The 20,623-nt window shown below is 50.3% G+C and carries 14 protein-coding genes; 10 read left to right on the top strand and 4 right to left on the bottom strand.

Annotation, left to right across the window (positions count from 1 at the left end):
• The first annotated feature begins 14 nt into the window (after positions 1–14).
• The 4 genes from AB1656_16240 to AB1656_16225 all read left to right on the top strand — a co-directional run bounded on the left by AB1656_16240 (position 15) and on the right by AB1656_16225 (position 5,320).
• The gene (locus AB1656_16240; protein ID MEW6236934.1) at positions 15–1,571 is read left to right on the top strand and encodes a M14 family zinc carboxypeptidase; all 1,557 of its coding nucleotides are present in this window, start codon (positions 15–17) and stop codon (positions 1,569–1,571) included.
• A gap of 286 nt (positions 1,572–1,857) precedes the next feature.
• On the top strand, positions 1,858–4,098 hold the full coding sequence (locus tag AB1656_16235; protein ID MEW6236933.1) for a hypothetical protein: 2,241 nt from the start codon (positions 1,858–1,860) through the stop codon (positions 4,096–4,098).
• Positions 4,099–4,297: 199 nt separating this feature from the next.
• The gene (locus AB1656_16230) at positions 4,298–4,846 is read left to right on the top strand and encodes an NUDIX hydrolase (GenBank protein MEW6236932.1); all 549 of its coding nucleotides are present in this window, start codon (positions 4,298–4,300) and stop codon (positions 4,844–4,846) included.
• Between the two features lie 63 nt (positions 4,847–4,909).
• A complete protein-coding gene (locus AB1656_16225; protein MEW6236931.1) occupies positions 4,910–5,320 on the top strand; it encodes a DUF2203 domain-containing protein in 411 nt (136 codons plus the stop codon).
• A gap of 32 nt (positions 5,321–5,352) precedes the next feature.
• On the opposite strand, the gene AB1656_16220 is transcribed toward AB1656_16225, so the two are convergent.
• The gene (locus AB1656_16220) at positions 5,353–6,081 is read right to left on the bottom strand and encodes a hypothetical protein (protein ID MEW6236930.1); all 729 of its coding nucleotides are present in this window, start codon (positions 6,079–6,081) and stop codon (positions 5,353–5,355) included.
• Between the two features lie 280 nt (positions 6,082–6,361).
• Between AB1656_16220 and AB1656_16215 the strand changes: the two genes are divergently transcribed.
• The 3 genes from AB1656_16215 (at position 6,362) to lysS (ending at position 10,890) form a co-directional block, all read left to right on the top strand.
• On the top strand, positions 6,362–8,380 hold the full coding sequence (locus tag AB1656_16215; protein MEW6236929.1) for a LamG domain-containing protein: 2,019 nt from the start codon (positions 6,362–6,364) through the stop codon (positions 8,378–8,380).
• 340 nt (positions 8,381–8,720) lie between these two features.
• Positions 8,721–9,308, top strand: coding sequence for a prepilin-type N-terminal cleavage/methylation domain-containing protein (locus AB1656_16210; GenBank protein MEW6236928.1), 588 nt, complete (start codon positions 8,721–8,723; stop codon positions 9,306–9,308).
• Between the two features lie 109 nt (positions 9,309–9,417).
• On the top strand, positions 9,418–10,890 hold the full coding sequence (gene lysS / locus AB1656_16205) for a lysine--tRNA ligase (GenBank protein ID MEW6236927.1): 1,473 nt from the start codon (positions 9,418–9,420) through the stop codon (positions 10,888–10,890).
• Between the two features lie 168 nt (positions 10,891–11,058).
• Here the strand turns inward: lysS and AB1656_16200 are convergent, their stop codons facing one another.
• Positions 11,059–11,292, bottom strand: a complete 234-nt coding sequence (locus AB1656_16200) for a hypothetical protein (GenBank protein MEW6236926.1) — start codon at positions 11,290–11,292, stop codon at positions 11,059–11,061.
• 311 nt (positions 11,293–11,603) lie between these two features.
• On the opposite strand from AB1656_16200, the gene mnmE reads away from it, so the two are divergent.
• From mnmE to AB1656_16185, 3 genes are all read left to right on the top strand, one after another.
• Entirely contained in the window at positions 11,604–13,016 is a 1,413-nt protein-coding gene (gene mnmE, locus AB1656_16195) for a tRNA uridine-5-carboxymethylaminomethyl(34) synthesis GTPase MnmE (protein ID MEW6236925.1), read from the top strand.
• 201 nt (positions 13,017–13,217) lie between these two features.
• Positions 13,218–14,225 carry a GTP 3',8-cyclase MoaA gene (gene moaA, locus AB1656_16190; GenBank protein MEW6236924.1) on the top strand — a complete coding sequence of 336 codons (1,008 nt, stop codon included), beginning with the start codon at positions 13,218–13,220 and terminating at the stop codon, positions 14,223–14,225.
• 173 nt (positions 14,226–14,398) lie between these two features.
• Positions 14,399–16,966: a hypothetical protein gene (locus AB1656_16185; protein ID MEW6236923.1), complete on the top strand. Its 2,568-nt coding sequence runs from the start codon at positions 14,399–14,401 to the stop codon at positions 16,964–16,966.
• A 34-nt stretch (positions 16,967–17,000) separates the two neighbouring features.
• On the opposite strand, the gene AB1656_16180 is transcribed toward AB1656_16185, so the two are convergent.
• Both AB1656_16180 and AB1656_16175 read right to left on the bottom strand, forming a co-directional pair.
• On the bottom strand, positions 17,001–18,344 hold the full coding sequence (locus tag AB1656_16180) for a hypothetical protein (GenBank protein MEW6236922.1): 1,344 nt from the start codon (positions 18,342–18,344) through the stop codon (positions 17,001–17,003).
• Positions 18,345–18,409: 65 nt separating this feature from the next.
• A complete protein-coding gene (locus tag AB1656_16175) occupies positions 18,410–20,509 on the bottom strand; it encodes a hypothetical protein (protein ID MEW6236921.1) in 2,100 nt (699 codons plus the stop codon).
• Between the last annotated feature and the right edge of the window lie 114 nt (positions 20,510–20,623).

The raw sequence follows: 20,623 nt of genomic DNA, 5'->3' as shown, positions 1-20,623 counted from the left end.
CCAGCAGGGGAATTATGAAAAGCAAAACGCTTGTTTTCTTGTTGTTTTTGACGATAACGCTGGCGGCAGCCAATGGCTTCGCCGCCGCGAATGTCGAATTGACTTGGGATTTTGAAAACGGCTCTTTGGGGGGATGGCGCACCGCCGAATCCAACAATATTATTCTATCCCACGCTCCCGGCTCCGGCGGGCTGTGGTATTATTTCCAATTGGACGGCATCCTCAATAAAACGTTGACCTTCGTTTTCGAGCAGGCGCGGGACGACTATTTCGGCGGCGACAATCTCCCGGTTTTAAGCTACGACCGCCAAAACTGGGCTTTTATCAAAAATCGCATCATCCTAGATATTCCCGGCGACGAGAGCAAAGTCCGATACTCTTTCACTCATTCTTTCGCGCAAAACCGCGCCTGGATCGCTTTCGCGCCGCCTTTCTCTAATGCCGATCGCGATCGTCTTGAAAAAGAAATCTCTTCTCATCCTCATGTACAAATTCAAACCTTGTGCGAATCCCCCATTAAGAAATTGAAAATCCCCATCGTTTTCGTCACCGATCCCCAAAGTCCCGCCGAAGAAAAAAAATGCGTCTTGCTTCTTTGCCGCGAGGACGCTTACGAGACGGCCAGTTCCTGGATCGCCCGCGGCGCAATCGAATATCTTCTTTCAGACGATCCCGCCGCCGCCGCCATCAAGCGCCGGACAATTTTTATGATTTTTCCCATTTTCGATGTGGACGGCGTGGCGATGGGGCGCGCGGTTCACCCCATGATTCACGGGGGAGACGGCGTTTTCTGGACCGAGACCTGGCCCGAAACCTCCTATTCTTTTTACGAGCAGCGGCAAATGAAGCGATTCTTGCAGGATTGGAAGAATCAAGGCCGCACCATTGACTATTCCCTCCGCCTTCATTCCTGCAGTTGGAACGAGAACCTGTTTCGGCGCGAATACGCTTCCGAAAGCAACTATGCCGAGCAAGACGCGCTGTTCATTGAGACTTTCGAAAAGAAATATCTTCCCTGGTATCGCAATCCCGAACGCATTCTTCAAGACACGCGCTTCTCCCGCTTCGTAGGGGATTTGTTTCCCAATGCGCTGGCTGGTTTCGGCATGAGCGAATATGTTTATCCTCCTTCTTTCGCTCGGAATTTTCTTCTGTATAAAAGTTGCGACGATCTCTTTATCGAAGGGGAATTGATCGTGCGGGCGATTGGTGAGCGTCTCGGCGTTCCCGCGAGCGATCCGCCGCCCTATCTCCACAGCGCGGAATTTTACGAACTTTCCCGCGTTCAAAAGCGCGTATTTCACGCTCGCTGCCTCTATCGCGACCTGTTGGGACGCCCGCCGGAATACGTGCGCGTCATCGTCAATGAAAAACCTATCGATCTTGAGGCCATGAAAGGACAAGAATTGGATTACAACCGTGGAGTCCTCTTCGAGGGTAACATTACGGTGGACGCCGCCGTAAACTCGCACTACTTCCTCGCCTCCAACAGCTACAAAATCTGCCGCATCCCCAATGAAGGCAGCCGTCCCGGCCCCTTCATCCTCGATTTCGATAAACGGGAGAAATAGTCTCCTCACTCCAACCTCGTTTCCAAGGCTCCTTTTTTGCGTTTTTCCCAAGTACTATTCCTATCAAAAAGTTCTTTAAATGGATAAAATACTTTTTCTATCTGAAAACGTTTTAAAAGGAATGCGTTTTCCGGCTTCGGAATAAAATTCCATGAATATCGCCGATGGCGCGATTGTTTCTTAAACCCCTCACCCTAATCCTCTCCCAAAGGGCGAGGGAATAGTATTGCGTAACAAGAGATCGGAATCGAATATTCTTAAGAATAAGCAGGAAAGGTTTCAAGCCATGATGGATGGGTTGCTTGAAAAAGCCAAAAAAGGAATCGACGATTATTTGCGCCGGTCGGAAGAAAATCTGAAAAGCGCCAATCCCAGCGGCATACCCCGATCGGCAGTGGAATATTTCGAGAGAGCCAGCGCCAACGTTATTCCCAATCTCATAGCCTGGTTGGAAGATCCCTATATCCCCAATTTCTCCGAAAATATCGTCGAAGGCATCCAGGACGCCATCGAAGAAGAACGCTGGCCCGATATCGTCGACGTCTTTCTGCAAGATATCAGTTTCGGCACGGCGGGCATTCGCGGACGCATGGCTTTCGACAAAGCGTCGATTTTGAAGATGAAGGAAAACGGCCCAGCAGCGCGCATTCTCAAAGGCCCCGCCACCATCAACGATAAAGTGCTGCTGCTGAAATCCGTCGGCGTCGCCAAGTTCGCGTTGGATCGCGGCATGAAGAAAATCGTAATCGGCTACGATAGCCGCATCTGCGGCCAGGCCTTCGCCCAGTTGATCGGACGACTCTTTCTGGCGTACGGCATTACGCTTTATCTTTTCGACGAAGCCTGCCCTTATCCCGAACTTACCTTCGCCGTGCCTAATCTGCGGGCGGATATCGGCATTCTCATCTCCGCCAGCCACAACGATTACCGTTATAACGGTTACAAAGTTTCTTGCGGCAATGGCTCCCAATTCAGTCTGGAAGACCGCGCCGTCATTGTCCGCGATTACATCAGCAAAGCCGTTTCGGCGGATATCAAACTGCTGCCCTTCGAAGAAGCCGCTCCCGATCAACTCTGGTTTTTAGGCGGTTCGGAACCGGTGGAAGGCGTCGATTATTTCGGACGGGAAGACCATCTCATCGATATGCACACCCGCCATGTCGAGCACGTGAAAACCTTTCTCCTGCAAAAAGACCTGGTGGCGGAACAAAAAACGAGCAAGAAGCCTGTGAACATCGGCTATTGCGCCTACCACGGCGCCGGACGCAAAGCCGTCCCCCGCATCCTAAAGGAAGTCGGATTCACCAATGTTTTGAAAGTGAATAAACTGGACGAACTGGATGGCCTGTTTCCCTGCTTCAACAGCGAACCCGGCTTCGAGCAACAGCCCGATCCCGGCGACGTCCGCGCCGCCGAAATCGCCGTCCAATCCTTCAAAGAAGATCATCCCGGCTCCTTTGACGATCTCAATATCCTCGTCGGCACCGATCCCGACGCCGACCGCTGCGGATTGGTGGTCAAAGTTACTCCATCGCAAAGCGCCATTTACGGCAACAAAGACTATACGCTCCTGCCGGCGGACGATTTGTGGGCTTTGATCGTTTGGTATCGTTTGCATCGAGAGATCGAGCAGTTCGGAAACATCCAGAAACCAGAACAGCGCTTTATCGCCCTCTCCCACACCACCAGCGACGCCCTCACGAAAATGGCGATGAAATACGGCCTCGGCGTCGCCCGAAGTTGGGTGGGCTTCGCCATGCTGGCCATGTGCGTGAATGAGGCGTGGAAGGGCCAAAAACTGCCCGACTTGATCGAAGGCCGTCCCGATCCCGCCCAACCCCAATGCCATCCCTTCATGCACTCCTGCATTGATATGAATAACGGCCATCGCAAGTACAACATCGCTTGCATGGAGCAAAGCAGCGGCTTCTCCATCCTAGGCGGACCGCCTCCCGATGCGGTTTCTATGGGCGAAGGCGGACACGTGCGCGATAAGGACGGCACGCTGGCGGCGTTGTTGTTAGCCGAAATCGCCGCTTACGCCAAACTGAAAGGGACGACGCTTTTTCAACTCATCGACGAAAAAATCTTCCTCGATCCCGATATCGGCTACTTCCTCAATTATTACGAACCCGATCCCCTCGATGGGGAATACGACGGCCTGGAAGGCTTTATCAAGAAGCGCGAAGTCATCAAGGGCGTACTTGAATTGGAAAAAGAATGCCGGGAGAAACCTGTCTCGCTGGCGGGAACGCCGGTCTATTCCACCGCCGTCTATTGGACGGGAAAATACGACGCCGCCAATTTCGACGGCTTTCCCGACGAAGGCGTCCGCTTCTATCTCGATGAAGAAAAATGGAACTATCTGACATTCCGCCCCTCGGGAACCTCCAACGCTTTGCGCTTCCATCTCCAACTGCATCAATCCGGCGCAACCAAGCAGACGCTGCCGGACGCAAAAGCCTCGCTGCGCCAAAAGGCCAAGGATATCGTCGCCGATCTTCGCCGCCGCGTGGGAGCGGTATGATTTTGCGCAATTATCTCCTATTACGCATTTCCATTCCCTCGCCCTTTGGGAGAGGGTTAGGGTGAGGGGAGGTAAGTTCAAACAAATCAACCCTCACCTAACCTCTCCCCATCTTGGGAGAGGGATTTAAATGCAACAAATTCAAAAGTGATTGGCATCATTCCCCATATCACTCTTACTAAGATCGAGGCCCGCAATTATGAGCCGTCCCTGGGAGAAAAAATCCAGCCGCTACGTGGCGCATTACCGCATTTTCCATCTGCGGGAGGATATCTGCGTCTCTCCCCGTAACGGCGTTGAACTGCCCGCCTATGTGCTGGAAACCAGGGATTGGATCAATATCATTCCCCTTACGCCGGATCGCGAAGTGGTTATGGTTCATCAATACCGATTCGGAACCGAGGAAATGTCGCTGGAAATCCCCGGCGGGTTGGCCGATCCCAGCGACGGCTCCATGCTGGAGGCAGCGCGCCGCGAGCTGCGGGAAGAGACGGGTTACGACTCGGAGGAGGTGATCCCACTCGGCGCCGTGCGCCCCAATCCCGCCATTCTCAACAATACCTGCCATTTGTTCCTGGCGAAAAACGTCATACTCAAATACGATCAATCGCTGGACGATGGCGAGGACATTCGCGTCGAACTCGTGCCCCTGGCGAAGATTCCGCAATTGATTCAAGAAGGGAAAATCGTCCATTCCCTCGTCCTGAACGCTTTTTATCTCTTTGACTTATTGCGCGCGGGGAGATAACGTTAGATAGATTTAAATTTATCTCCTCATCGCTTGACTCAAATCACTTTTTTTGGATAAACAATGCCTCATTTCGATAAACATTTTTCGCTGAACGAAGCCAATTCCCTTATTCCTCGGCTTCGGGAAATTTTTCATTCGATGCGCGCGCTGCTCGAAGAGGCGAGGGAGTTTCATGCCAATCCCTCCAACCTGGCGCAAGGATTGAAGGGACGCACCAACGGCACCCAATTCCACCATGTACGGCGGCGCAATGAATTTCAACATCGGTTGAACAGCCTGGTTTCGGAAATCGCCGATCAGGGAATCGTCATCCAAGATATCGAGCGGGGATTGATCGATTTCCCCTCCATCATCGAAGGCGAGGAAGTTTTTCTGTGTTACGAACTCTCCGATGGGGATGAGATTCAATTCTGGCATGAACTCGACGCGGGCTACGCCGGCCGCAAATCCCTGCCAGTAGATTTCTTCTAATCCCGAATTCATCATTCATCATTCATCATTCATCACTGCTTTTCCAATCGCATCCCCAAAATCAAAAATCTCTCCATCCCAACGGAATTTCTCCCGGCGCTGAGCGACAACGAAGAGGATGACATGCTTGTCGAACTGACTTCCGATTTCGAATTAACTCGAATTGGAACGCCGCCGAACGCCTCCCAATCGCGATCTGTAAGCAAAACGGCGGAACTGACGATAGGTAAAAAGGGTTTGCTTTCCCCTTGGCTTTTTTCTTCGAAACCAATCATCGGAGGCGTGGTGGACGGCGCCGTGGAGGATGAACTCCCCTGATCGGTGGACGTTGGATTTTGTTGCTGTGGATTCCCCAGCCAATATTTCGTCTTGGAATCCACGCCTGCCGGGACATGATAAAGTTCCGCCTTCACTTTCAATCCCCTTTCTCCCTTAATTGCGCCTTTAGGAATGATGCGCAAGTAATGTTCGGGAAACGTCAGCGCCGTGGCTTCCTCGTCGCCGAAGACGCTGAGACGGATAATGTTCGACAGTTCGTATGATGGGTAGGGCATGTATTGAGTGAGTACCTGCCGCATATCCGACAATTCCGTAGGAACTGTTCCGAATATCCCTGTCTTGCCTGCATAAATGACGCGGACTTGAATGCGATAAACCATTTCTACGCCGGAATCTTTCGATTCCTTGGGTTTTGCTTCCTCCGCGCTCCAAGCGGGATGAACGAGCAGAATAAATAGGGTTAAAAAAAAATATCTTTTCATTGCTTCAAACCTTTCAACATTTATGGGGATCAATATTCAATATTCTATTCTAAAATTTTGGGAAATTGCCGAAGTTATCTTTTTTATAACCGATAATTTCGCAAATGAAATTATCGCGCAAATTGAGTCATGGTTTGCACGATCGATGGAATGAATCATTGTTATCTGCACATTTATTGTTTTTCCCTTTTTGCATCCCTATTTTGAAAAATTGTTTCGTGGTATAAGATTTTGAGTCAATTCCCAATTATAACTAATTTTTCGAGAAAGGATGGATGGAATGGTAAAGAAATTTTTAACGATTGCTGGAGTAGCGTTTGGAGTTCTCACATTGGCTCCATTCGCTTATTCCCAGAATCCGGGCGACGTTTACTTTTGGGAATTCAACGAGGGCAGCGGCCTAACGGTCATGGATAATATGGGGCTTTTTAAGGCCAATTTGGGGATTATCGTTACCGACGCCGATCTGCCGGGAAACAGCGATGACTCCCCTTCAGGCAAGTCGGGAGACAAATCTTTAATTCCCGGCAAAGGGCTAACAGTGGACGACTCGGTCGATCCGATACTCGATATTCAATCCGGACCGATTACGATGGAAGCCTGGATTAAAGTCTCGGCGCTGAATCAATACAACGGCATCGCCGCCTACGGCGCTTCCTACAAGATGGGAATCAACGACGGCACGATCGTCTGGACTTTTTATGACGTGGATGATGTAGAAAGCGGTGTGGCGATGAGCGCGGATAATATATGGCATCACGTCGCCGCCGCTTGGGAGCCGGGCGTCGGCGTAGATTTCTATGTTGACGGCGAATTGGCGGGCTATAAAGAGACGGCGAATAGTGGCCGGGCGCTTCAGAACAACAAATTAGATATCGGTTCCGAAACCAATGGCGCCGTTCCCCTTCAAGGGCTAGTCGACCGGCTTCGCATCCATAATGCCGTTTTGAATGAAACGCAGCTCGACAGCGACGCCGCTAATCCGAAAACTCCGCTGGATAGTACGCTCGTATCCTATAGTTTCGACGAAGGCGGAGAGCCTTACCAAAACGCCGCTCCTGCTAAGCGGCCCGCCGTCAGCACCGCCGCATTCGGCTCGAAAGATGCCATCCCTGCGTTCTCTACCGATACCCCCACGGGAAAGGCGGGCGATTATTCGTTGAGTTTCGATGGAACCGACCAGGTGATCTATCCCGACGAAGGCGATATCATGAGCTTCTGGGATGAAGATTTTACCTTCGAAGCCTGGGTCAAATTCGACGCCGCAAATCAAAAGGCCGCTCGCGTCGTGTTGTTGGCTTACGGCATCGGCGGCCAAAGCGGCTATTCCTTCTCCTTCCGCCCCCGTCTGGCGGCCCAAAGCCTTGCGGATTCTCCTTCCGGCAAAGCAGGCGATCTTTCTGTTAAGTATCCCGTTTCCGGCGACGATTCGGCGAATAAAATTCTCGCGATTCAGGGCGGCCCCATCACGATGGAAGCATGGGTCAAAATCGACAAGTTCGGTACTTACGATGATATCATGCGCTATGGAAGCAGCTACAAAATGGGCTTCCATAACGGCAACCTGCTCTTCACGCTTTTGGGAATTGTAGATGTGGAAAGCACTTACCAACTGGCCGCCGATCAAACATGGCATCATATCGCCATGGCGTGGGATCCTGGCGCAGGCGTTTCTTTCTATGTGGATGGAGAATTGAAGGAATACATCGGAAATACGGACGCCGCCCGCGATCTCCAAAACAATATTTTGAGCATTGGTTCCAGCGATACGGGCAGCAGTCCCCTCTATGGCGCCATTGATCGGGCGCGCATTCATAACGCGGTTTTAAAAGTTTCCGAACTCGATAGCGCCGCCGCCAATCCCAAGGCGCCCTTGGCTAAGACGATCGTCTCATACAATTTCGACAGCGCGATGCCTTATCAAAACGGCGCCGGGGCGGCTCTGCCTCTTGATGCAATGTATGAAGGTTCTCTCATGACCGTTACTACCTACGGCATTTTGGATGCTCATTCCAACGCCGTCATTCCCAATGACATGAAATGGCATCACATCGCCGCCGAGCACCAGCAAGGCGTCGAATTGCGGTTCTACGTCGATGGCCAGCTGGCGGACCGGATGGATTACACCGGCGGCGTGCGCATGGCTGATGTGCTCAATTTCTACATCGGCTGCGAATCTGGCGGAGGACTGCCTTACACCGGGCTCTTGGATCGGCTGAAAATCACTCGCGGCGCAGTTCCACAGGAGGAACTCGATTATTTTACGCCTGTAGCAGTGAAAGAATGGAGTCTTTTCTAATTCCTTGTATTGACGCTAAAGGGGCGGCTTTCACAGCCGCCCCTTTTTTGTTTCTCGTTTCTTTCTCTCCTATATTCGCTTCGCGCGAGCATCTATAATATTTATCTTGTAAAACTTGCGTAAAAGCGTTTTCGGATGGAGGAGATACTATTCTCTGGCTATTTGTCAGAATCAGGATGGTCAGGATTTTCTGGATTTACAGGATAAAAATCCTGGTCATCCTTTCATCCTGGATATCCAGATTCAGGCAATGTACGCAATCCTGAAACGCTCATAAACCTCGGATTTAAGCCGTCGGATTCTTCCCGAATCCTACCAAATAAACTAGGAGGATTGCATCATGAAAAAAGGCTTTACGTTGATCGAGCTGTTGATCGTCGTCGCCATTATCGGAATCCTGGCCGCCATCGCCGTTCCCAATTTCTTGAATGCGCAAATCCGAGCTAAGATTGCCCGCGTCCGCGCCGATCAAAACGCTTACGCTAACGCGCTTACGCAATATATGCTGGATGCGGGAAACCGCGTTCCGCCGCAGGATTTAATCTATAAAATCACGACGCCTATCAGCTATATCTCCACGCTCAATCCCGATCCCTTCGCTCCCGCCATTCCCGGCCGCTTCAATTTCATCCATGCCTACGATCCCTTTTATTTTATTACGACTCAGCCCGATCCGCAGCCTATCAATGAAAACCTTTTGGGCGATTTCAATATTTACACCGGATATCCCAACCATTGGACGGGCGGCACGGACGACCGGGCTTTCGCCGGCATCGTCCGATTTCAAATCCGCAGCATCGGCCCTAACCATTACAACGAATACGGAATGCGCTACGACGCCACCAACGGCCTCAGCAGCAACGGCGATATCAATTATTTCGGTCCGGGCAACATCGACCGCCCTTACGGCGGACATGCCGGCGCATAAATGGAGAAGAGGAATATAATCGCTCCACTATTACTACGGCTCTTGCGATACTATAATTTTTTAACCATGCCCCGATTTTATTCGGGGTTTCTTTTATCAAGGAAACGCCATGCCGGAAACCAAAAAAAGCATCCGCGAAGAACGAATCGAATTGATTCGGCAATTGCAGGCAGAAGGAATCCAACCCTATCCCGACCGCTTCGAACGCAGCCATCGGCTTGTCCAAGCGCTGAATCTGCCTGTTGGGGACAAGAACGTCCGTCTCGCCGGACGAATCATCGCCATCCGCAAGATGGGCAAACTCAGTTTTATGCACATTCAAGACGCGGAAGCGAAGATGCAACTCTGCTTCGCTCAGGACGACCTGGGCCAGGAAACCTACGCCTTCTTCAAAAAAAACATCGATATCGGCGATTTTATCGGCGCCGAAGGCGAGATCTTCGTCACCAAAACCGGCGAACAAACGCTGCGGGCAAAATCTTTTCAATTGCTTTCTAAGGCGCTTTTGACCTTGCCGGAAAAATGGCATGGTCTCGCCGACCTGGAGGTGCGTTACCGCCAGCGTTATTTGGATTTGATTGTTAACGAAGATTCCCGACGCCGCTTCCGCACCCGGCGCGAGGTCATCCGCGCCATACGCCGCACGCTGGAGGACAACAATTTTATCGAAGTAGAGACGCCCATCCTGCAAGCCAAGCCTTCCGGAGCCATGGCTAAGCCCTTCCTCACCCATCACCATGCGCTGGATATCGATTTATACATGCGCATCGCTCCGGAAACCTATCTCAAGCGGCTGATTGTCGGCGGTTACGACCGGGTTTTCGAATTCGCCCATTGCTTTCGCAACGAGGGCATCTCTACGGCGCATTTGCAGGAATTTTTAATGCTGGAATATTACGCCGCCTATTGGAATTACCAGGACAATATGGATTTTACCGAACGGCTGCTCACTTCCACGCTGGAAAAAGTTCTTGGTTCGTTGACTTTCGAGTATTTGGGAAAAATGATCGATTTCTCTCCGCCTTGGCCGCGCAAGTCTTTTCGCGATGTGATTTTGGAAGGCGTCGGAATCGATATCGACGAACATAAAACCAAGAAAGAGTTATTGGACGCGATTCATGGGAAGGGGATAACTTTGGAGGATATCAATGTCGGCGCTTTGGGATGGGGAGCATTGATCGACGCGCTTTATAAAAAAACTTGCCGTCCGCAAATCCTGTCGCCGCTCTTTCTTACTTCGCATCCGAAAGAATTATCGCCGCTGGCGCGCGCCAATGACGCCGATCCTTCTATTACCGACCGTTTCCAATTAGTCGTTGCGGGCATGGAGATCGTCAACGCCTATTCCGAGTTGGTCGATCCTATCGATCAGCGCCAACGCCTGGCCGCGCAGCAATCCTTGCGCGACGCGGGCGACGAGGAAGCGATGGAATTGGATGAAGATTACGTCCAGTGCATGGAATATGGAATGCCGCCGATATCCGGCTGGGGCATGGGCATCGACCGCTTCGTCGCGCTCATTACCAATGAGGAGAATATAAAAAATACGGTCTATTTTCCGCTCATGCGCCCATTAGGTTGAAGATCGTAGGATGGGACGCGCCTTTTGACCCATCATTAGTTATATTTATAAATACTCGATGGGTCACCCATCTTACTTTTCACATGCGCCCATTTGCACCCTTTAGGATAAGATATAATGTATGCTAAAGTAATTTTCATCACTCATCATTCCGCATTCATCATTCCATTATCCCAATCCGTTTGCCTTGGCGATCTCCGCTAAAAATTGGTGGAAGAAAAACGATAGGACGCCGAGGTAGAGTAATTCCAATATGGTTGTGAAGAGTTTTTGCGCGCTGCTTCGCTTGGAAGCGGTTATCCAATCTTTGGGAACCGCGAATTTCCCCCGAGCATGTTCAATTCGTTGCGGCGCCAATACATGAGCATGCAAATAGATTTTAGGGAATCGTTGAAGAATCATGATTTTTCTCCTTCCACAACAGCCAGCGAGAGATTATTTCCCTTTCTCGCAAAGACGATGCCGCCGCTAGTATACGGCGGGCTGCCCTCTTCATCCGCCCCCTATAATATAAACGTTAGAATAAGCAAAACGTTACTCTTTTCACTTATAATGGTATCATCCCTTATCCGTTTTGTCTCAGGGTTTTATTATTTCGTAGGGGCGCCTTTCATTTGCGATTGTTCCCTCGCCCTTTGGGATAGGGCAAGGGTGAGGGGGCGTTCTCAATAGACCATAACGTCTTTAGCGGAACGCTCTATAAACCGAATCCTATGAACAAAAAAGCAGGAATTTTTCTCCGTGAGGATACGATCGCCGCGGTTGCAACGCCGCCGGGACGCGGCGCCATCGCCGTTATCCGCCTCAGCGGTCCGCGAGCGATTTCCATCGGCCAATGTCTATTTCAATCCAAAGGCAAATCCCTTACCCAACATCCCCGCCTTATGATTCATGGCGCAATCGTTGATCCAGAGACGCAAGAAATCGCCGATGAAGTACTCGCAGCGGTTTTTCCCGCACCCCATTCCTATACCGGCGAAGAAATGATGGAAATTTATTGCCACGGCGGCGAGGTTGTTGTGCGCAAAATTCTAGAACTGCTCCATCGCCAGGGCGCGCGCTTCGCCGAACCGGGAGAGTTCACGTTTCGCGCCGTGCGCAACGGCAAGATGGATCTCGCCCAGGCGGAAGCTGTTAACTCCTTGATCGAGAGCCGCTCGCAATTGGCGCGGGCGCTTTCTCTGCGAATGCTGGAGGGCGCATTTTCCAAGGAACTGGGAGAGGTTAAGGAACAGTTGATCGCCATCTTGGCCGAGGTGGAAACTCAAATCGAATTCCCCGACGACGCCGTGGAAGCGCCAGCCGGTTCGGCGATGAAAAGCGGCTTGCGCCTTCTTTGGGAGCGGATTGCGGATTTAAAGCGCCGTTCGATTCGGGAACAGCGTTTTCAAGAAGGCATCGCCGCCGTCCTGGCGGGAAAGCCCAACGTCGGCAAATCGAGCCTGTTCAACGCCCTCTTGGGACGCGAACGCGCCATCGTTACTCCCCATCCCGGCACTACGCGCGACAGCATCGAAGGCGTCGTCGAACTGGACGGCAAACCTCTTACGCTCATCGACACCGCCGGATTGCGCGAAACCCAAGAGGAGATCGAAGCCATTGGCGTTCAACGATCCCTCCGTTTATTGAATTCATCGCCTATCGTTTTGTATATCTACGATGCGTCGCAAGGTCTTGCGCCGGACGACCGCCGCATTCTCGATGAATTGCGTAAAAGCAACGAACAGGCGGGAGTGATTCTAGTAGCCAACAAGTACGATCTGTTGAAGGACAAAGCGATTTCTTCGCTAGAGGATGAGGATTGGACTTGGCCGGTAATATCCGCTTCCGCCATCAAAGAAGGCGGGATCGACGCCTTGATTGTCCAATTGGAAAAAGAAACCGCCAACCGATTCCCCGCCGAAGCCGGATCGGCCTATCTCGTCAACGCCCGCCAGGAAAGTTTGATGTCGCGCATGGAGGAAAGAATCCGCCAGGCGTTTCTATTCTTGGAAGAAGCCTCCCCCTTGGAAATCATAGCGGAAGAATTACGCCTTGCCTTGCAGGAACTAGCCGAATTGGATGGCTCGTACTCAACTCCCGATATCATCGAGATCGTCTTCTCTCGCTTTTGTATTGGGAAATAAAATTTGTAGGGTGGACTCAAAGCGAAGCGCAACCCGCTAAAAGCGACAAGGAGACAAGGCGACTGGGAGACTGGGAGACTGGGAGACTGGGATAGTTGGATGGGGCGCATTTATTATAAGAAGCCGCTTCCCGCGATTCAATCGTTTTTTTCTTTATCTCACCATAAATAAAGAGTATGATGCCTGAGCGAGGAAATGACGATGAATACGGACATGAATCGTACTTTAACCGATCGTTTCGATAGACGGATCGCTTATTTGCGCCTATCGGTTACTAGCCGGTGCAATTTCCGTTGCTGTTTTTGCAAGCCGGACGGCGAGCTAGACGCCTTGGACCAAGATGTTTCTCTTAAATTGGAAGAATTGATCCGCATCGCCCGCATTTTTACGCTGGAAGGCGTTCGAAAAATCCGCCTGACCGGCGGCGAGCCGCTCTTGCGCCGAGACCTTCCCCTTTTAATCAAAGCACTGAGCCGATTGGAGGGATTGAAAGACCTTGGCTTGACGACGAATGGCTATTTCCTCGCTGAACAAATTGACGCGCTGGCCCAGGCGGGGCTGCAACGGATTAACGTCAGCCTGGTAAGTCTCGATGCGGCGAAATTCAAGAGAATCACCGGCGGCGGCGATCTGGGACAGGTGATGGATGGATTGAAAATCGCATTGGAAACGTTGTCCGGACCGGTAAAAATCAACGTCGCCGTCCGCCGCCATTTGAATGAGGAAGAGATCGCCGATTTCGCCCGCTTGACGATGCATTCCAAGTATAGCGTCCGGTTTATCGAACAGATGCCCATTGGAGCGCATACGCCGTGGAAGCGGGAAGACGCGCTGCCTGTCGCCGCCATCCGCCGGCAGTTGCAAGAAACGTTCGGTTTGGAACCGGCGCTGGACGGCGATCCTTACGCTGGTCCCGCCGTTCGCTACCGCATCCCCGGCGCCTGCGGGGAATTGGGATTCATCGGCGCGATTACGGAGGATTTTTGCGCCCGCTGCAACCGCATCCGCCTTACTTACGACGGAAAACTGCGTCCGTGCCTTCTCTCGAACCAGGAAACGGACTTGCTCCATCCCCTGCGCAACGGCGCCAGCGACGATGATTTGCGGGCGCTCATCCGCCAAGTCATGCAATCGAAGCCGGAGCGCCATAACGTCAACGAGGCCGACTTTGTCCGGTCTATCCGCTCGATGTATCAAATCGGCGGTTGACGGATTTTCGAATGGCTCTCGCCAATCGCTCATTCTGTGCATTTATTCCCGTTTATGATATCCTTTCCAATGAAATTGCCGCTGGATAGAGAGAATTCATCCATAACCTTCCATGCGGGACAATCGTTTTCGTTCAAGCGAATCGGTCAATTCATCATCGCCAAAAAGGAACCATGAAAAAATTCCTATATTATTTACTCTTCGCAGGATGGTTATGCTTCCTGCAATTCCTCACCCTGGCGGCTCAAGCGCAGTCGCCCGTTCCCGTAACCAGCCCTCCTTTTGTTTTTACCGCTACCGGCGTCATCGAAGCGCGCGATCAGGCGAAGCGGGCGGGATGGTCCGAAGGCGTCATCGACAGCCAAATGAAAACCGCTTTGGACGCCCCCGCCCGATGCGCCTGGGTCGGCGCCGTAAAGGCGGCATTCTTCGGCGGCGAAGAGCGGATGCGGCAATCCTCCGCCGCCTTAAAAGATGCGCTCCATTCCCTGCGCGAAAAAAAACTCCTCGCTGGCGGCGCGGAAAATGGCGTTTCTCTAAGCGATATCCATTTGCTCCTGCAAACCTATGACGTTTTAACCGCTATCCCCGAATGGGAAAAACTGGGCGAAGCGGATCGCTCCTCCTTGCGCGGTTCTTTGGTGGATTTTATCCAAACCCTATTGACCGGCTCGCCCGATAATTTATCTTCTCTTTCCGCCATTCACATACAATCAGCGCGCCTCTATGCGGGGGTGTTATTTGGAGCGACCGGTTTTGTTCAAAAGAGCCTTGCGGGAGAATCCTACCTGCCCAGCTTAGCCGAATCGCTGCGCACAGGGTTGACCGGCGAAGGACTGTTTCAAAACGCTTCGTTCGAAAGCCATACGCAAATTTCTCTGGATTTGCTGAAAGCGGGAGCCGCATTGAAGACCGCTTCTCCGGATGGATTTCAAAACCATTCTCTCGCTATAGAAAAGCCATTAAAAATAGCGGCGGAGTTGGCCTATCCCGCCGGAGAGACGCCGCAAATGATCGCCCCGGCCAAACCGCAGGATCTAGCTGCCTTATTCGAATTGGGCTATCGCGTCTTCGGCTCGCCGGATTACGCCGTATTGCTGCAAAAAATCTACCGCTCGCAGCCTCGCAGCGGAGAAGCGCTTTTGTTGGGGAAACTGAATTTGGAAGAAGCATTGCCAACAGCCCGCGTTTCGACGGCTCTGCCGCAAACCGGCGCCGCGATCCTCAATAACAATCTAGCCGATAAACCGTTAAGCGTTTATTTCGATACAGGACTCTATTCCCGCCAGGAAAAGAAAAGCGCGATGCTCGCTTTGGAAATCCGAACAGAACTTGGCTCGTTGAATTCATTCGAGAAGAAGGCGGATTCGGACGGCTTCAACTCCGTAGTCATCGACCGCGCGCCGCAGCCGCCGTATGAGCCAAGCCCGAACGCGCCGCAAAACGCACTGATTTCTTCCTTTCATTGTTTCGGCGAAAACGGTTCTTTCGTCAACGCTATGGCGGCTGGCGGATATTCCGACCGTCCCGCCTATCCCAACCTTGGCCCGGCGGCCTTCTATCAGCGTACGCTCTATCTTGCGGATCCGTTTCTCATCGACCTGTTCCGCGTTCGCGGAGGGCGCGTTCACGATTACGCCTACTACAGCGCTGGCGATATCCGCGAGGTTTCCGGCGCGCCGCCGATTCAATTTCCTTCCACGGCGTCCGATTTGACAGCGATCCGCAACGCAGCCGCGCGAGGCCAAGTTTTTTCGGCGCAGGGCGTTTATTCTGTCTTATTCAAGCCTAAAGACCTCGACCAAGCATCGGAGCGCCTATGGTTTGTCGATCCGGCAGGCTCCCAACTTCTGACCGGCCCCGCGACGGGCGGCGCCTTCGCCATTACGCGGCGGGAAAGCGGCGGCGATGAAGCCGATCTTTTCGCCGCCGTGCATGAAATCTTCCGCACAGCGCTGCTTCCCGAAACGAGAGTCGTGCGGCTGCCGTTGTCCCCGCCAGCCAACCAGCGCGATTTTCAAGCGGCGGCGTTCGCCGTGGAAAGCGAACACCGCAGCGATATTTTCCTCTCCACGATTCAAGGCGATCAGGAATATACGGCGGAATATCATGGAGGCCGCATCGTGTTTAACGGCCTCTTCGGCCATATTCGCTTAAAAGATGGACAATTCGAATCCCTGCGCCTCATTGGCGGAACGCGGCTGAGGTACGACGTTCACGGCGTCGATCTCAAGAATCCCGCCGAAATCGGCGTCGTGGATAACGGCGACTATAAGCAAGGAACTATCAAGGTCAGTTTCCCGCATCCCCTGCCTTCCGGAACGGCTATGCGCAGCCATTCCTTTCTTGCGCTGCATCCCGAAGGCGGGCCAGTGCAGCACCAGCCGTTGATGATCGACGAGATATTGGAAAAAGCCATTCCCCAAACCATCCGCCTGCAACACGATCCCAACCTGATCGATCCTTCACCGACGTTAGGCGCGCCGCTGAAAACCGGCGATCAGATATTATTGGAAAATTTCGCCGAGTTGATCTACAAAGGCAACGACGCCTATTCCCTAACCTATACCGCTCCCGCGCAAATCACAGTCCCAACCACTCCCAAATGCAACCGCGTCGTCGTCTTCTCCAGCCTATTGACCGGCCGCATTCGAGGCGAAAAGACGGCGGGAGTAATTATGTTCAACGCAGACCCCATCGAAAGCGTCAATGGGAAAGTGGATTTTTCATTGATGAAGTAACGAGTTCGATTTTATTTCGAAAGATAAATTCCTTTCATTGCAGGGGCCAATCGCCGATTTCGGAATTGTCGTCCAGTTCGAGAAGGAAAACATTAGTGGGATAATAAGATCTATACCAATCTTTCACACTGTAAGCGGAAGTATCTCCCCAACCCAAAAAAACCACTGTTTTATTGTCGGGAGAAATAGATATTGAACCGCCGAATCCAATAATTTTTACATTATACGCTTGATTAATCTCAGCGTCCGTGATTAATCGATCCGTTTTTTTCGTTATCCTATCGAATCGATATAATCCAATGGGAGTAGCAGTTTCATTATAATTGCAAAATATGACATATCGCCCATCCGGGCTTAAGGAAGAACCTCTTGCGCCGTTATCATAACTTGTTGAATCATATTCGCCCAACGAAACGAGGGTTGTTTCCTTCGTTTCGCGATCGTAAATAAAACTATCGATGCCACGCTTCAAATAAGGACTTTTATGGGGATCATCGGGGACTAAGTTGGATGCTTCAGATTCATATAATATAAACCGCCCATCGCCGCTGATGTGGGGATTAGTGCATTCGCCATTGGCGTAATCGCCGGAAGGGGATTTGGAAATCACTGTGATCTCGCCCGTTTCCATATCTTTTACGCCAACGTAGAATGATGAGGATGCGACTATGTACCGTCCATCGGCGTTAATCGCCGGATAACTCCAATCGCCGTCAAGCGCGGCCTCATCCTTATGCGCAATTAAATCAAAACGATGAATGGAGTATCCTGATCCAACGCCATTTATCATATAAAAATGAGTATAAGCAGTATATTTTCCGTTCTTGCTTAGGTATGGATTGTATGAAAATTGGTAGGCATTAGCATTCTGAACAAAGTCATCTTGAAAAAATGAAGTAATCATTTCTGTTTTATTTGTCGACCGATTATGGACAAAAATGTCATAGACGCCGTATCCGCTCGATTGATCGCTGGGAACAATATCCCATGCGTCAGATTGATAAGCAATCATGTTACCGTCGCCGCTAATAGTAGGTTTGGTGCTATTTCCTTTTTCGATTTGCTTGCCTTCATTAGTCAAATTGATTCGAGTAGTTTTTTGTTCTTGCCGGTCTCTGACGAATACGTCCCATCCCGAACTTGACGCAAAAGGATCCGTGGATACCCAATTCGTATCGCCAGGAACGATTTGGTTTGACAAAGATATGAATACTACATACCTCTTGTCATCGGAAATCCCACCCAAACTAATGCAGCCGCCTGCGGGCTTGCCATCCATTCCGACGGAAATAATTTCCAACTTATTACATAAGCCAATTTGTTGTGAAACAAAAGTAATTACAAATAATAAAGCTATAATTTTTTTGAAATTAACCATGATATTTCTCCCTGCGTCTCAGGGCAAAAAATAATTTTGCCCTGAGACGCGAAAAGATAGTCTGCTCAATATCCTGAAAATTCAATGTAACGGCGAACCATGCTATGACTACCGCCAGAACTAGGACGATAGGCGTAATACAATTGAAAATCATCGTTGCCGTAATTATCTTCTCCTGATGAACTGATTAAGGAGGGATAATTATAATATTGGATGTCTCCGGAATAATCATATAGGAGAAGTTGATAAGTGCCCCAATCCATAACATCGGTTCCATTGGATGTATAAATATAAAATCCATCCGGTCCTCGGCAAATCATCATGAAACAGTTGAATTTCGCATTGTAGTGAACTTTAGGTTGGGATCGATAATCATTGGATGGCTCATCAATAATTGGCGTAGATTCTCCTCCTCTGCCATTCGTCCAAGTTACGCCATTATTATTGTAGTAATTTGTCCAAGGATTTGTTCTATTCTCATAACCTGAAATATCATCAATATCGTTTGTTGCCGCCCGCGCTAAGCATATTACATTCCAGTTATGTCCAACATTTGGTGGATAGTTCCCATATCCATTACCCGGATTATTATCCAACTGTCTTGCATAAAACATATAATAATATCCGGAAGTAGGATGTTTAACAACGGAAGGATTGCCAGTTCCAAGTACTTGTTGGTTATCATAAGTCATCGCCCATTCCGGCATGAAGCATTCGATTATGGGCGAGGCTTCGGAAACAAAGGATGATCCATTCCATACGGAATCGCCAGAAGCTTTTTGCGCATGAAAATCATAACCATGATTGGCGCTGGAGCGCCAATATCCGATGCGAATATATGCCCAATCGCGATTGCCATCGGTTGGAGCAACTTCATTATAATTCGGTGGATATTGATACCAATCTTCGACATGAGCAAAAGCATGGACATACTTATTCGCACCGCTGGTTGTCGTGAATGATGAATTGAAACCGATGTAGGAATTATCCCATCTATAAGGATTTGATGAGGGTTTGGCGACGAGATAAGGCGTTCCTGATGCAGCGGGAGCGATATTAGCTAATGCATCAACTCTCAGGAGCGTGCTATTCAAATTGTCTGCCAAAATCGAATAAAAACTATAATTCGTATAATTCTTGAGATCGAAAGCCATCTCTCCCCAAACATATTGTTTTGCCACTGCATCGGCGCCATCAATAGCCATTGTTCCAGAAAGATAACCAAACCATCGTTCGGTACTATCTCCACCTTTAATTTTTGCAGTCGACAGACTTTCATCGGGATAGAATCTAACACTAGTCAAATTGATAGAATCCGTTGCCTCGTAAATGGTTCCGGTTCCTTGCAATAAATTAGCTGGGGAAGGGATTCGATTGGATGTTTTAGCCGAAACTGTTGGATCATTTTTACTTTCGAAAGGCACGAAACGATAATCGAATGTCGAACCCACTAGTCTTGCCGTCAACCAACGTCCCTTATACTCGGCTAACGCATCCGCCGGAACATTGGATACTAAATCTAGACGGATTTCTTTACCGGCATATTGACTGAGAACAGCGACGTAAACGAAATGGCAATAATTTTCCTCGCCAACCGTATTAATAGTAGCGAGTTTTCGAACTTCCTCAATATTTTCTTTGTGGATTTCCTCTTTTTTTACCCAAGAATTCGGTTCTTTTTCGTCTCTCCCATAGACTTCAACATAAAAATCAGCGGTACTGCGTTCGCTATCGCTGCCTAAAAATAGATCGTAGGACAATTCAAGTTGGATACGCGTAAGTTTTGGCAAAAGAACTAAATACTTTCCACGCACCTGAGAATTGAGTCGTCCGAATGTTGGCATAAACTCTATATCGATTGAATCCGCCAATACGTTATCATTGAAAATGAGTTTTCCGCGCACCGGCGGTTCTGAGCCGTTGATGCCTCCAATCTTTTGGCCGCGCTTTACGGTTCCGTAGGGGCCTGAGAGGCCGTTGAAGTTGAGGGGATGACTGGCGCCGTCCGTCCATTGCGCTTCCGCCGCGTCTTGGATGAGGTTTTTGATGAAGACGATGCGGTGGTCGGTTTGCGCGGACGCGGGAATGGCGACCGACAGAATTGAGCAGAGAATCATCGTGATTTTAAAAGCGGTTTTCGCGGGGGGGGGGGCAATATTTCTCATTCTTTTTTCCTCCATAGATGTTGGTATCACAGCAATGTTCTGTGGTTTTGGTTATTTCGCGGTTATAACATCATAATATTATATTCTCATATTTATGCTATGAATTGGATTTGA

Source organism: Candidatus Omnitrophota bacterium, assembly GCA_040755155.1.
Lineage (GTDB): Bacteria > Hinthialibacterota > Hinthialibacteria > Hinthialibacterales > Hinthialibacteraceae > JBFMBP01.
Note: the sequence above shows the minus strand (reverse complement) of the source record. Positions and strands in the feature narration are given on the sequence as shown.

What these genes read in the sequence shown, in the direction of transcription:
- AB1656_16240 (MEW6236934.1), top strand. Translation starts at nt 15, where the DNA reads ATGAAAAGCAAAACGCTTGTTTTCTTGTTGTTTTTGACGATAACGCTG.
- AB1656_16235 (MEW6236933.1), top strand. Translation starts at nt 1,858, where the DNA reads ATGATGGATGGGTTGCTTGAAAAAGCCAAAAAAGGAATCGACGATTAT.
- AB1656_16230 (MEW6236932.1), top strand. Translation starts at nt 4,298, where the DNA reads ATGAGCCGTCCCTGGGAGAAAAAATCCAGCCGCTACGTGGCGCATTAC.
- AB1656_16225 (MEW6236931.1), top strand. Translation starts at nt 4,910, where the DNA reads ATGCCTCATTTCGATAAACATTTTTCGCTGAACGAAGCCAATTCCCTT.
- AB1656_16220 (MEW6236930.1), bottom strand. Translation starts at nt 6,081, where the DNA reads ATGAAAAGATATTTTTTTTTAACCCTATTTATTCTGCTCGTTCATCCC.
- AB1656_16215 (MEW6236929.1), top strand. Translation starts at nt 6,362, where the DNA reads ATGGTAAAGAAATTTTTAACGATTGCTGGAGTAGCGTTTGGAGTTCTC.
- AB1656_16210 (MEW6236928.1), top strand. Translation starts at nt 8,721, where the DNA reads ATGAAAAAAGGCTTTACGTTGATCGAGCTGTTGATCGTCGTCGCCATT.
- lysS (MEW6236927.1), top strand. Translation starts at nt 9,418, where the DNA reads ATGCCGGAAACCAAAAAAAGCATCCGCGAAGAACGAATCGAATTGATT.
- AB1656_16200 (MEW6236926.1), bottom strand. Translation starts at nt 11,292, where the DNA reads ATGATTCTTCAACGATTCCCTAAAATCTATTTGCATGCTCATGTATTG.
- mnmE (MEW6236925.1), top strand. Translation starts at nt 11,604, where the DNA reads ATGAACAAAAAAGCAGGAATTTTTCTCCGTGAGGATACGATCGCCGCG.
- moaA (MEW6236924.1), top strand. Translation starts at nt 13,218, where the DNA reads ATGAATACGGACATGAATCGTACTTTAACCGATCGTTTCGATAGACGG.
- AB1656_16185 (MEW6236923.1), top strand. Translation starts at nt 14,399, where the DNA reads ATGAAAAAATTCCTATATTATTTACTCTTCGCAGGATGGTTATGCTTC.
- AB1656_16180 (MEW6236922.1), bottom strand. Translation starts at nt 18,344, where the DNA reads ATGGTTAATTTCAAAAAAATTATAGCTTTATTATTTGTAATTACTTTT.
- AB1656_16175 (MEW6236921.1), bottom strand. Translation starts at nt 20,509, where the DNA reads ATGAGAAATATTGCCCCCCCCCCCGCGAAAACCGCTTTTAAAATCACG.